This window comes from Microbacterium sp. sgz311019 (genome assembly GCF_056135325.1).
In genome coordinates this window covers 1-11,997 of record NZ_JBWAXO010000007.1, presented here as the reverse complement: position 1 = coordinate 11,997, position 11,997 = coordinate 1, and the positions used below count along the sequence as shown (strand labels likewise).

Sequence of the window (11,997 nt, the reverse complement as noted above, 5' to 3'; positions counted from 1 at the left end):
CCGCCTCTCGCCCGATCGTGCACTCGTCCGGTAGGACTGAAGCAACGACGAGGAGGCCATCGATGGAGCTGGACGATAAGCAGCGTGCGTTCCTGCAGGACCACCACAGTGCGGCGATGATCACGATCGCCCGCGGCGGCACCGCCAAGGCGGTGCGCGTCGGAGTCGCCCTCGTGGACGGCCGGATCTGGAGCAGCGGAACCGCCGCACGGGTGCGCACGAAGAGGCTGCGGCGCGATCCGCGGACCACGCTCTTCGTCTTCGATCCGGGACCGAGATTCCTGACGATCGAGGCGACGGTGACCATCCTCGACGGGAAGGATGCGCCGCAGAACAACGTGGAGCTCTTCCGCGTGATGCAGAGTCGTCCCGACGGCCCGCTCAACTGGTACGGCGACGAGCTCGACGAGGACGCCTTCCTGGCCCGCATGGTCGCCGAGGACCGGCTGATCTACGAGTTCGCCCCGGTGAAGGTCTACGGCACCGCGTAAGACCTCCCACACCGCTGGCTACCTCGCCCGAGGCAGCCTGTCCATCTCCTCGCGGTTCGATCGTCATCAGGTGAGACGGGCATCCCGCCCGCTCGCTGAGAGACGGACCGAGAAACCCCATGAGCAGAATCTATGTCGCAAACCACGTGACCCTCGACGGTGTGATGCAGGCACCCGGCCGGCCGGAGGAGGATGTCCGAGGCGGCTTCTCGCGAGGCGGCTGGGCGAGCGCCCGATCCAACGATGAGGTCGCTGCCGCGCTCGGCGAGCGCGTGATGGCGGCGGGCGGGATGCGTCTCCTGCTCGGGCACCGAAGCTACGACGACATGCTCACGCACTGGAACTCGGAGGGCGGACCGTTCAAGGACGGCCTCAACAGCGCACCGAAGTACGTCGTGAGCGGCTCGGCTTCGACATCACTGCCGTGGCCGAACTCGACCCTCGTCTCTCCCGACGTGGCATCCGGCGTCGCGGAGGTGAAGGCAGGACAGGGCCCGGACTTGTGCATCATGGGCAGCGGCGCCTTGATCCAGACGCTGCTCACACACGGTCTGATCGATGAGTTCCTGCTCTTCGTCCACCCGATCATCCTGGGCACCGGGCGACGACTCTTCCCGGACGGTGGTGCGACCGCGGATCTGAGACTCCTCACCACCTCGAGCACACGCACGGGGGTCGCCATCGCACACTTCGAGGTCAGGACCGCAGGCCCCAGAATTTGACGCAGCGATGCTCATCCCGCGAGTCAGCGAACTGACCCGGTCAGGGCGGTCAATGGGCGTCGACCGCCACCGAAGCGAGCACGGAAGGAGGGGGGTCAGGCGTTGGCGACGACATTGATGACGTTGCCGTCGAGGTCGCGGAAGAAGAACCGGCGCACGCCCCACACCTCGTCCGTGAGGGGATGGAGGACCTCCAGGCCAGCGGCCACGACTCGTTCGTGGACCGCGTCGACGTCGGCAGGGGTTTGAACCCCGACGCTGACGACGGGATTGCGAGGCGCGGCCACGTCCGTCGTTATCAGCTGCAGCTGAACCGCCGGTGATTCGGGTGATGCGAGATTGCCGATCCACCCCAGATCCATGCCCACGACCAGGTCGAAGAGTTCCGCATACAGCGCGGCAGCTCGTGCGGTGTCGCTGACGGGAAGATCGGGCACGATCCGGACGACTGTCACGGTTGGACTCTACCGAGCGACGCCGACATCGGTTACCGCCCCACTTCGGGCCTCGCCTCAATGCTGCTTCAGATGGCACGGCTCGGGGCTCAAGCGCTCGCCGAGCGTTGCCGCCGACTCGGTCATGAACACAACAGCGTCCTCGACGGTGGCGCACACGGGAACATCGTGGTGCGGATCGGGTGGGAGGCCCTCACACCGCGCCCGCGCGGGCCTTCCGGCGGCGCAGCACCAGCACGAGCAGCACGATCGCCACCGCTTGCAGCACGCCGACGATCGTGATGAGCGCGGGAACGTTCGCGTACAGGGCGCCCGCGACGATAGCGCCGGCGAGCGCACCGGCACCCTGGAAAACCGCGAACCAGCCGTACGCCGACCCGCCCCGACCACTGGGGGCGAGCTCGGCGACGAGGGCCTTCACCGTGGAATCCTGCACGCCGGATGCCGCACCCCACAGCACGACGCCCGACATCACGGCGACGAGGGTCGTGCCGAGCGACAGTCCGGGCACGAACGCGGTGAGAATCGGGACGGCGAGCAGCACCGCCGGACCCCAGCGGTCGTACGCCCACCCGGTCACGAGCGCCGAGACCGCCGCAGCTGCCATTCCCACCGCGTACACAAGCGGTATGGCGGGAAGCGCGACGAGGTCGGTCTGGACCAGGTGGAACGACACGATGCTGTAACTGAGAAGGCCGAAGGTCGTGAGGCCCGCGAAAAGGGAGAACAGGAGGAACGTGCCGTACGTCTTGCGGGCAGGGCCCGAGGCGGTTACGGGCGCGGGAGCGGACGGCTGGTGCGATGCCGCGGGCACAGCATCCGCTCGCCGATACAGGCTTGGATCGGGCACCCGCGCCCACAGCCAGAACAGCAGGACCATCGCGACGGCGGCGGGGATGATGAGCACCAGGAACGCCGGCCAGAGGGTGCCGACGACCGCGGTGATCCCGGCGACGAGCAGAGGTCCGGAGAATGCGCCGATCTGATCGAGCGTCTTGTGTACCCCGAACCCTCGGCCGGCGCCCACGGCCTGGGCGGCGTCGGCCAGCAGCACCGTCTTCGCGGGGGCGCGCACGGCCTTGCCGGTGCGCTCGATCAGCAGCAGCGCGCACGCCACGGCGAGGCCGACCGACCCGAGCAACGGGGTGATCGCGAAAAGGGGCACCGATATCGCGGTCATCGCATACCCGACGATCGTGAAGGTCCAGTACGCCCGGGTGCGGTCGGACCAGGGACCGGTTACCAGACGCAAGAGCAGCGCGAGCGCCTCCGCGCCGCCGGCGACGACGCCCACGAGCACCGCCGACGCGCCGAGCCCCGCGAGCAGGGCGCCGCTGACTGATGCGGCGCCGTCGGCGACCATGTCGATCGCGAGACTCACGAAACCCAAGCCGATGACCATCGACCACGGCGCGAGGCGAGGCGCTCGAGTATGCGCGCGGTCCGGGGGCGCGGGGCGGTCAGGTCTCGTCATCTCGCGCCCAGCCTACGGCCGGGGGCTCGGCGCGTTTCAGCTTGCCGCGCTCTCGCAAGCGGGACCCAGCGATATGAGCAGGTCGGCTTCGACCGGTGACGACCTCGATCCGGCCACGCCGACGTGAGTGACGTCCATTCCGGTTACGGATCGGTTTATCCACGTGCTCGATCCCTGATGGCGGAGTGTTCCCGATCGGCGCCGCCAGGAACAGCTCGACGGGCGTACCCTGGCCCCCGAACGCGACGGCTTTCATCGGGAGAGAACAACGCGATGTATTCGATCAGGCAAGCTATCCAAGAACACTGGCGCGCATCGGAAGTCGGCGACGTCACGACCGAACACGCGATCTACGCCGACGATGCAGTGCTCGACTACCCGCAGTCCGGCGAGCGCTTCCGTGGGCGCGCGACGATCGCGGCACAGCGTGGAGGCCATCCGGCCGAGCGCCACTTCACGGTCCTGCGCATCGAGGGCGAGGGCTCGCTGTGGGTGAGCGAATGCATCATCAGCTACGACGGAGCACCGAGTTTCTCGGTGTCGATCATGGAGTTCGCCGACGGACGGGTCTCTCACGAGACTCAGTACTTCGCGGACCCATTCGGCGCGCCCGACGCTCGACTCGCACTGGCGGAACCCATGCCGGGACGCGAGATCCGGCGCCCCCAGCCATGACTCGGCAGGGCCAGGATGCATCCTCGAATTCCGCACCTTCCCCATAGGACCGGCACGAGAACGCGGACCGCCAACGGCTCGTGCCAACCAACCGCACACCAGGCACACCGCCCGCAAAGGGACCCCCGCGCGCGATTCTGGCGTTGACCTGTCCTCTTTCGTCCAGGAGTCGTGAGGCTGTCGTGCGAGGATCGGATTCATGAGCATCCTCGTCAACGTGGACAACTTCGCCCTCGCTGAAACGCATCGCATGATGCGCGATCTGCAGGCGAACGCAGGGGGCGCGGGCAGATTCCTCCATAATCGTCAGCCGGCTGCGATCGACGAGCAGACGGTGATCCGCCTGAACCGAGACACGCTGTACAGCTTCGCCGTGGTCGACATCAGCGCCGGTGCCACGCTCACTCTTCCCGAGCATGGTGAGCGGTACCTGTCCGCGATGGTCGTCAATGAGCACCACTACATCGATGCCGTCTTCCACGACGCCGGCCAGTACATGCTCACCGTCGCCCAGTTCGGTACGCCTCATGTCGTGCTCGCGGTCCGCATCCTCGTCGACCCCACCGATCCGGCGGATGTGGCCGCCGTCGCCCACCTGCAGGATCAGATCGGACTCGAAACCGGCTCGTCCGAGCCGTTCGTGATGCCGGACTACGACACCACGACCCTCGACGAGACGCGGGATGCTCTGCTCGCCCTGGCACGCAACCTCACCGGTTTCGACCGGACCTTCGGCGCGCGGGAGCAGGTCGACCCCGTTCGCCACCTCATCGGCACGGCCGCGGGATGGGGCGGGCTGCCCTCCACCGAGGCGAGCTACATCGGCGTGGACCCGCGCCTTCCTGTCGGGCGGTACGAGCTGACCGTCGGCGAGGTCCCGGTAGACGGGTTCTGGTCGATCTCGGTGTACAACGCTGCGGGGTTCTTCGAACCGAACGATCGCGGCGCGTACACGATCAACAACATCACCGGCGTGCGCAACGGCGACGGAACCATCACCGTCCGCTTCGGCGACTACCCCGCGGACGTCCCCAACGCGCTCCCCATCACCGAGGGATGGAACTACCTCGTGCGGTTGTACCGCCCACGCCCGGAGATCCTCAACGGCGAGTGGACCTTCCCCACCCTCAGCCGATAAGCCCCGCGGGGACATTGCACGCTTGAGGACCCCTTCACGTTCGGATTCAGGCACATTCCTCGCCTCGTCGCCGTGATCTTCGCAAACCCAAATTTTGCTAGATAAGCTAGCTAAATGGATCAGACAGACAACCCGGCCACCTTCTCGGATCGCATCCGCCAGGTGGCAGTCGTCATCGGCACCGTCCTGGCGGTGGTCGGTGCGTTCATCGGTTCCGGCGCCGCGGGCGGCACGCCTATCCAGGACGCCGCGGGAGGGGCGTTCGCTGCCGACGCCACGATGCTCGCTCCTGCTGTGCCCGCGTTCTCGATCTGGTCGGCGATCTACCTCGGTCTCATCGCCTACGCCGTCTATCAAGCGCTTCCTCGGCAGGCGGGGCGCGCCGTCCACCGCGCCGTGGGATGGTGGGCGCTGGCCTCGGTGCTGCTGAACGCGGCGTGGATCCTCGTCGTGCAGGCCGGGCTCATCCCCCTCTCGCTTGTCGTGATCGCGGTGCTCCTGGCGGTCCTGGTCGTGATCCTGGCGCGGCTGCGGGTGATTCGCGCGCGCGGCTGGGCGGAAGCGATCGTCGTGCACGGCACGATGGGCCTCTACCTCGGGTGGGTCCTCATCGCGACGGTGGCGAACGTCGCGGTTGTCCTTGTTCGCGTCGGCTTCACAGGCGCAGTGGTCGGACCCGAGGCATGGGGTGTGATCGTCCTCATCACGGCAGGAGCGATCGCGGCCGCTCTGGCAGTCTGGGATCGCGGGCGCTTCGCACCGGCGTTCGCCACGGCATGGGGCGTCTTCTGGATTGGAGTCGCCCGTGCGAGCGGGACGCCTCACTCGTGGATGGTCGCCGTGACGGCTTTCGTCGTGGCGGGCGTGATTCTCGTCGTGACAGTCGTGACACGTCTTGCACAACGCACGACGTAGCTTCGCGTGGCGACAGTCTCCGTTGGGGTGCGGTTATCGACTTCGGCATCCCTGCCGTTGACCAGACCCGCTCCAGCACTTCGTGCGCGACGTCGCAACAAGGTGCTCGCGAAGGACGTTCCAGCGGCTCCCGGTGTCTCGCAGAGGAACCCGCTGGGGTTCAGTCGTCGCCATTCAGACGTTGAAGCGGAACGATGACGGCGAAATCATCACCCGACATAAATCGCCAAATTACCTGATCAGCGGCTGTTTTTTTCAACACTTGCATGCAGGCGAAATCCTATAGATGCAAGATTCTTGCGGACTTTTTGCGGACTAGATGGGTTCTTCACGAGCGAGGTTGCAGTGCGTTGAGCGGGCAGCGTCACCCCAGGCACGGCGACGAGGACGTCGCGCGGATCATCGACCTCACCGCCCCCCCCGCTCGCGAGAAGACAGGCCCGCCGCGGCTGTTGGAGACGGTCGAGGGCCGCTCGAACGCGGTGTTGAAGCAGTGGCAGGTCTACGTCGCCGACGACGCCCTGGACCCGTGCGGAGCAAGACCCCACAGGGCACCGGGGTTCTCCGCACCCTGCACGTTCCTCGACCGCGCCCGCACCAGCCCCGGTCCCGCAGGCGATCAGCGCGATAGCCCGCCGCCCTGCGAAGGGGACAAGCCTGGGACCACCCACGGAGCGGACGCCTCCATCGCCTGCTGCCGAGCTGCCCGCCGTAGTTCCGCTTCCGCGGCGCGCATCGCGTCCTGCATCGTGAGCTCGGTCGTCCCGCGCATCATCGTCGCCGCGATGTTGTCGCGCGCGTCCTCGTCGCTGTGGGCAACCGCGATCGCGACGTTGTGGTGACGCCCGCGCGTCAGCCCGACATACAGGCCCGCGGCGTCGACATCCGGCCCCACGACGGCGGCATCCATGGTCTCGCCCTGGATGCCGTGCACCGTTGACGCGTAGGCGAGTTGCACGTGCTCGAGCGCGTAGTCGAGGCTCACGTGACGCAGCTCCCCGCTGTCGCCCGGCGACATCAGGGTGATGCCATCACCGGAGATGCTGCGCACGACCCACAGCGCACGGTTCTCGACGCCGGTGCGCGGGTCGTTGCGCCGGGTCTGCACGGTGTCGCCGACCAGGATGCGCTGCTCCCCCATCCCGAACGCGAGCACCGTGGGATCGAGCTCGCCGTCGTCCACCCGGCGCTGTTGGATCGCCTCGTTGATCGCATCCGCCCCCACGTTGCTGCCGGAGACCAGCGCGACCCGTCTCCCCCGCGTGTGCCACTCGAAGTAGGCCTCCACCATCGCATCGCGCGCTGCCTCCGCGCTCCGCACTCGTTGGACATGCCCGCCGTGGAGCAGCTCCCCCGCAACCGTGAGCGCGTCGGCGTGATCGCGAGGATCGCGCAGACGCAACGTGAGCGCGCCGTACGCAGGATCGCTGAACCGGTGCACGGTGTCGAGTTCGACGGATGCGGTCGCGTAGCGAACAGCGGATGCCATGGCTCCTGCGTGTCCGACCGGCAGCGCTTGGTGCGGGTCCCCGACCATCGCGACGCCCACCCGTTGTTCGAGCGCGAGATCCACAAGCACGGACGCGGTGTGCAGGTCTAGCATCCCGGCCTCATCCACAACGATGCGATCGCCCGGTCGGAGGACGAACTTCGAGGGACCCTGGTACATGACGCCTGTCCCCGGATCCGCTTCGCCGACCGCGAGACGCGTCCACACCTGCGCGCCTGCCGCGTCGGTGTTCCACCGGTATCCGTGGTCGGCAAGCAGGGCATGCAGGCTCGACGCTGCGGCACCCACTTCACGGGATGCGACGGATGCCGCCTTCCGCGTCGGCGCGACCACCAGCATCCGTCGGTGTTGCCATGCCAGCCCGGCGTACGCGACCCGCAGCATCGTCGTCTTGCCCGCGCCGGCCGGTCCGGTGATCGCGACGAGTCCACCCGTGCCGGCGATCGCACCGGCTGCCGCAAGCTGCGACGCATCGAGCTCGTCGACATCATCCGAGGATGCTGCCGCGCGTGCCAGTTCGTCTGGAAGAAGCGCACGTCCCGCCCATGCCAGCGCATCGAGCTGCCCTGCGAGCCCGATCTTCAACCGCATCGTCTCGGTCGCCATGAAAGCCTTCACGTGGCCGGGGATGTCGAGATCCCTCACCAGACGCACGGAGTTACGATTCGCTCGCCGGGCGATCGCGTCAATGGTGGCGGTGAGCTCGTCGCGCGGCGCAACGATTCCGCTGCGTGAGAGGGCACGCACCGCGCCGGCGCGAAGATCGAAGGAGCTGAACCGGCCGCCGGAACGGGTGGACCGCACGTCGGCATCGACGACCGCGGCGTCCGCGAGCAGATCCAGGTCCAGCGCGTCGAGCGGCGTCGCCTCGACCGCGACGGACGCGCGGTCGAGGCTGACTTCGGGGTTGAGGTTCGCCAGCTCGTCGCGGATGGCAGTCTCCCAGGACTGCTCGTCGAGGCTGGCGGGCTTGTTCGGTCGCGAGATCGCCCAAGCCCGGCGGTCGATCTGCGTCAGGACCCGGATGCTGGGGCTTGCCCCGCCGTGTTGGCTGCTCATTCCGCGATCAACGTGGCGCGGTTGGTCTCGATCTGTGCGGACCGCCGCGAGAAGCGCCGCACCACCACCGCGAGCTCTGCGACCTCGCCCTGATCGTCGAGGGTGAAACCGTGACGGGCGAGCGCGGCGATCCACTGCGGGTCGGTGCGCGCGGCGAGCTCGCCTTCGGCGTTGATCAGGGTGTGCAGCTTCATCGCCACCCGGGAGTCCACGTTGGACCACTTGCCGTCGGTACCGAGGACCTTCACGTTCAACCAGAGATGACGGTGGGCGTGCGGGTCCAACGCACGGGAGCGCCGGTGCTGCAGCTCGACGACCTCAATGCAGGTGATGTCTTCCCGGATGCGTCCGCCGTGGCCGCGGCGCGCGTTCAACTCCTGCAGCCAGGTACGCGTGATCTGGTCCCGCAGGCGATCTTGCAGCGCCTCGAACTCGGTTCCGAGCTCGGGATGCAGCAGCGCGGCGATGCTGTACGACTTGGGGTGGTTGAGCGTCGCGTCCAGCAGCAGATCTGCGTCCGGGCTCAGCCTCGGGGTTCCGCGCTCCTCCCCCGTCACCGGGTCACGCCCCGTGAGCCACACCCGCAACGCACTTGCCGACAGCTCGTCTTCGATGATCCCGTCCTGGGTGACGACGAAGCGCGAGACACTCGTGTCGTCCGCATTGCTGTAAGCCTCGAGCGCATCGGCCCCGGCCGACGGGTGGAGGTGTGCGTCGCAGGTCCCCTTGAGCGCATAGTCGATCGCGTGCCCGACTCCGCGAGAATCGACGCCCCTCTTCCAGGGCTGCAGACCACCCCTCATGGCGCCCAGGGTACGGCCATTTTTCCCTGATAGCGAGCCATTTCTTAGCTATGCTGGCGCTTGTCGGGCGATGCTGATTTGTGCGGTCCGGATCGGCCTCCCACCGATGGGTGCCTGCGTGCATTGATCCTTTCGTTGTTTGGTTGCGCCGCTCTTGCCATCCCGCGCGAAGTCCGCGCCGTGGTCTCGGCGGAACCCTCGACTGGCGGCTCCGGGATCGTCTCGTTCGTCGGCAGGACGGCATCCGATTGCTCCCTACCCGGGAGCCACTGCCCAAACGTTCCGGCCGAGATCTGCCAACAGGAATCCGGCGCGATGAGCGCCCCGCCCTCGCGCACACGCGCGCGCCGGTCATCTGCGACGACAAGCCGGGGAGTCTGGCAACCCCGGCGATCCGGTCAGGAATCCCCCAACCGTTCGGTCTGCCTGTCGATACCGCTTGGAGAACCCCGTTGCGCTCCACCCGGAGTGGCTGCGGCCCTGCGCACGCAACGGCCGAGGGCGAGACTTCACGGTCACCCGCCACGACAACGCCGTGGAGGCCGACAGCGCCAAGGTCACCTGCGGCCAAGTTCAGACCGGGGACGCCGGCGTGCACGTCGTCGAGTCGTACAGTGCGGGTGGGCGGCCGCGTCCCCTGCCGCGGGCTTCGACAGATCCGCTCACGTGATCCTGATTGAATTGATCCGCATACTCGCCGGCGGTCTTTCGCTGGCACCATGCTCGGAGCGGAGGACGCATGACGGTGCAGCAGCGGGCCCATGACTCGGCGACACCAGCCGACGCGACAGACCTGGCCGGCGGTTCCTGGTCGCTCGGATCGTTGCGGGTGAGCCGGATGGGCTTCGGTGCGATGCGGCTCGCGGCCGGTGCGGCGTTCACCGACGGGCCGAGCCGAGACCGGGCGGCATCCATCGCGGTGCTGCGCCGCGCCCGCGAGCTGGGGGTGACGCACTTCGACACGGCCGCGTTCTACTTCTCGTCGCTGCGCTCAGCGAACGAGATGATCAACGCCGCCTTCCCTGACCACGACGACGACATCGTCGTCGCCACGAAGGTGGGTCCGGGTCGGGATGCCGCAGGCGACTGGACCGATCCCGCCCGCCCCGACCAGCTGCGCGGGCAGGTCGAGGAGAACCTCCGTCAGCTCGGCCGCGACCGGCTCGACCTCGTGTACCTGCGGGTGTTCGGATCGGACTCGATCGGCGAGCTGTTCGGCGTGCTGGCCGACCTGCGCACCGAGGGCCTGATCGGCAGCCTCGGCATCTCGAACGTGTCCCCAGCACAACTGGACGAAGCATGCGAGATCGCTCCCGTCGTCAGCGTGCAGAACCGGTTCGGGCTCGACCAGCGCACCCCGCAGACCCTCGCGGTGCTCGAGGAAACCACCCGCCGCGGGATCGCGTTCGTGCCGTTCTTCGCGATGGCCGGAGCTGCCGGCGGGCGCGGGCGGACCTCCGAGACGAACCCAGTGGTGACCGAGCTCGCGAATGCGCGCGGGGTTTCGGAGGCGCAGATCCGGCTCGCCTGGACGCTGCATCAGGGTCCGAACGTGCTCGCGATCCCGGGCACCGGTGACATCCGGCACCTGGAAGAGAACGTCGCGGCCGCCGACATCCGCTTCACCCAAGAGGAAGTGGACGCCCTCAACCCTTGACCCAGCCGACACGCTGAACGGGTTGCCGGGCAGATCGCACGCGGCCGTCTCGAGGTCCACCAACCGCGGCCAACGACCGACCACACATCACGCGACCAACACGGGGGCCGTAGAGCCGGCTACCGCACGATGAGGGACCGGCTGCCGTGCACTCGGTCTCGGCGACATCGCAGGGAGGGGGATATCGACGTGGCCGCCGACCCCGGCTGGTAGGGACACCGCCGGTCACGGCAGGCGGTCAGTCGGCGGGATCCGCGAGCCGCCCTGCGTGCGCGTCGCCCGGGCGGTGGTCTGAGGCAGAGCCCTCCAAGAGGGAGCTACCTCCAGTAGCCGCGCTTCTTTGCCTCGAGCACGGCCCACAGGAATACGGCGCCCAGCACGAAGTAGATGGCGCAGGCGTACTTGGCCTCCATGGTCAGACCGAACATCGTGACGGAACCGCTGGAAGCCGTCCCGAACCCTCCGATGCCGACGAAGAGCAACACGGTGGCGAGACCGGTGAAGATCCAGCCGGACCGCTTGACGTCCTTAGGGGTGGGTGTGGGGGTCGGGGTGGGCCTGGTCAAGATGCTGCTCCTCACGTGTGATGGTGTTGGGAGGACGATATTCATCACCGCCGTGCACGCCGAGGACCAAGGTCCTACATCCGCGGGCTCCGGAGAGTTGACCTGACCCGGATGTGAGCATCCGCTACAGAGCACTCCCAAGCCCGAGGAGCACTCGGCGCGGATCATCTCCGTGCTGCCGGCCATTCAAGGATGAACCGCACATCAGCTCCCTCAACGCGTCGGATGCACCCCTGATTTCGGCCCGCGGTCGGCACAGCCGAGGGGCGCTCGGTTATGGACCGACGATCGTGCGGTGAGTGACTCGCGATGATGTCCGAGGTTGTACTCTCCTTCGCTTGCCCGAGAGTCTCCTCGTGGCGGAAGAAGAGAAGCGGCACCACGCACCCACACTTGACTCAGCTAGATGTTCTTCCCCGTGAGGTTGTGAACGCGTTGGGCGGGGGTTGAGCCTTCGAGCGCGGTGTGGGGTCGATGGTGATTGTAGTGATGCAGCCAGTCGTTGTAGGTCGCGGCGCGGGCGGCGTCTGAG

General features: G+C 67.6%; 12 protein-coding genes. 6 read left to right on the top strand and 6 right to left on the bottom strand.

Features of this window, described 5'->3' with window-relative positions; translation table 11 throughout:
* The first annotated feature begins 62 nt into the window (after nucleotides 1-62).
* Both AC0NZN_RS12210 and AC0NZN_RS12205 read left to right on the top strand, forming a co-directional pair.
* Nucleotides 63-491 (top strand): pyridoxamine 5'-phosphate oxidase family protein, encoded by a 429-nt coding sequence (locus AC0NZN_RS12210; RefSeq protein WP_474592580.1) that lies wholly within the window; start codon nucleotides 63-65, stop codon nucleotides 489-491.
* A gap of 119 nt (nucleotides 492-610) precedes the next feature.
* On the top strand, nucleotides 611-1,213 hold the full coding sequence (locus tag AC0NZN_RS12205) for a dihydrofolate reductase family protein (RefSeq protein WP_474592579.1): 603 nt from the start codon (nucleotides 611-613) through the stop codon (nucleotides 1,211-1,213).
* Nucleotides 1,214-1,308: 95 nt separating this feature from the next.
* Here AC0NZN_RS12205 and AC0NZN_RS12200 read toward each other — a convergent pair whose 3' ends face one another.
* Entirely contained in the window at nucleotides 1,309-1,668 is a 360-nt protein-coding gene (locus AC0NZN_RS12200; RefSeq protein WP_474592578.1) for a VOC family protein, read from the bottom strand.
* Nucleotides 1,669-1,861: 193 nt separating this feature from the next.
* The gene (locus AC0NZN_RS12195) at nucleotides 1,862-3,049 is read right to left on the bottom strand and encodes an MFS transporter (RefSeq protein WP_474592577.1); all 1,188 of its coding nucleotides are present in this window, start codon (nucleotides 3,047-3,049) and stop codon (nucleotides 1,862-1,864) included.
* 366 nt (nucleotides 3,050-3,415) lie between these two features.
* On the opposite strand from AC0NZN_RS12195, the gene AC0NZN_RS12190 reads away from it, so the two are divergent.
* The 3 genes from AC0NZN_RS12190 (at nucleotide 3,416) to AC0NZN_RS12180 (ending at nucleotide 5,870) form a co-directional block, all read left to right on the top strand.
* Nucleotides 3,416-3,817, top strand: coding sequence for a nuclear transport factor 2 family protein (locus AC0NZN_RS12190; protein WP_474592576.1), 402 nt, complete (start codon nucleotides 3,416-3,418; stop codon nucleotides 3,815-3,817).
* Nucleotides 3,818-4,016: 199 nt separating this feature from the next.
* Nucleotides 4,017-4,955 carry a DUF1214 domain-containing protein gene (locus tag AC0NZN_RS12185; protein WP_474592575.1) on the top strand — a complete coding sequence of 313 codons (939 nt, stop codon included), beginning with the start codon at nucleotides 4,017-4,019 and terminating at the stop codon, nucleotides 4,953-4,955.
* A gap of 114 nt (nucleotides 4,956-5,069) precedes the next feature.
* On the top strand, nucleotides 5,070-5,870 hold the full coding sequence (locus AC0NZN_RS12180; RefSeq protein ID WP_474592574.1) for a tryptophan-rich sensory protein: 801 nt from the start codon (nucleotides 5,070-5,072) through the stop codon (nucleotides 5,868-5,870).
* 619 nt (nucleotides 5,871-6,489) lie between these two features.
* On the opposite strand, the gene AC0NZN_RS12175 is transcribed toward AC0NZN_RS12180, so the two are convergent.
* Together AC0NZN_RS12175 and AC0NZN_RS12170 are read right to left on the bottom strand one after the other, a co-directional pair.
* Nucleotides 6,490-8,439, bottom strand: a complete 1,950-nt coding sequence (locus AC0NZN_RS12175) for an ATP-dependent DNA helicase (RefSeq protein ID WP_474592573.1) — start codon at nucleotides 8,437-8,439, stop codon at nucleotides 6,490-6,492.
* A complete protein-coding gene (locus tag AC0NZN_RS12170; protein ID WP_474592572.1) occupies nucleotides 8,436-9,242 on the bottom strand; it encodes a relaxase domain-containing protein in 807 nt (268 codons plus the stop codon). The genes AC0NZN_RS12175 and AC0NZN_RS12170 overlap by 4 nt, the downstream gene beginning before the upstream one ends.
* Nucleotides 9,243-9,981: 739 nt before the next feature.
* Between AC0NZN_RS12170 and AC0NZN_RS12165 the strand changes: the two genes are divergently transcribed.
* Nucleotides 9,982-10,899, top strand: coding sequence for an aldo/keto reductase (locus tag AC0NZN_RS12165; RefSeq protein ID WP_474592571.1), 918 nt, complete (start codon nucleotides 9,982-9,984; stop codon nucleotides 10,897-10,899).
* A 317-nt stretch (nucleotides 10,900-11,216) separates the two neighbouring features.
* Here AC0NZN_RS12165 and AC0NZN_RS12160 read toward each other — a convergent pair whose 3' ends face one another.
* The gene (locus tag AC0NZN_RS12160) at nucleotides 11,217-11,465 is read right to left on the bottom strand and encodes a hypothetical protein (RefSeq protein WP_474592570.1); all 249 of its coding nucleotides are present in this window, start codon (nucleotides 11,463-11,465) and stop codon (nucleotides 11,217-11,219) included.
* Between the two features lie 402 nt (nucleotides 11,466-11,867).
* On the bottom strand, nucleotides 11,868-11,997 hold a 130-nt coding region (locus AC0NZN_RS12155), incomplete at its 5' end, for an integrase core domain-containing protein (RefSeq protein WP_474592840.1).

Bases quoted from the DNA above. Each gene is read 5' to 3' on its own strand.
- AC0NZN_RS12205 (WP_474592579.1), top strand. From the start codon at position 611: ATGAGCAGAATCTATGTCGCAAACCACGTGACCCTCGACGGTGTGATG.
- AC0NZN_RS12180 (WP_474592574.1), top strand. From the start codon at position 5,070: ATGGATCAGACAGACAACCCGGCCACCTTCTCGGATCGCATCCGCCAG.
- AC0NZN_RS12170 (WP_474592572.1), bottom strand. From the start codon at position 9,242: ATGAGGGGTGGTCTGCAGCCCTGGAAGAGGGGCGTCGATTCTCGCGGA.
- AC0NZN_RS12185 (WP_474592575.1), top strand. From the start codon at position 4,017: ATGAGCATCCTCGTCAACGTGGACAACTTCGCCCTCGCTGAAACGCAT.
- AC0NZN_RS12175 (WP_474592573.1), bottom strand. From the start codon at position 8,439: ATGAGCAGCCAACACGGCGGGGCAAGCCCCAGCATCCGGGTCCTGACG.
- AC0NZN_RS12210 (WP_474592580.1), top strand. From the start codon at position 63: ATGGAGCTGGACGATAAGCAGCGTGCGTTCCTGCAGGACCACCACAGT.
- AC0NZN_RS12190 (WP_474592576.1), top strand. From the start codon at position 3,416: ATGTATTCGATCAGGCAAGCTATCCAAGAACACTGGCGCGCATCGGAA.
- AC0NZN_RS12165 (WP_474592571.1), top strand. From the start codon at position 9,982: ATGACGGTGCAGCAGCGGGCCCATGACTCGGCGACACCAGCCGACGCG.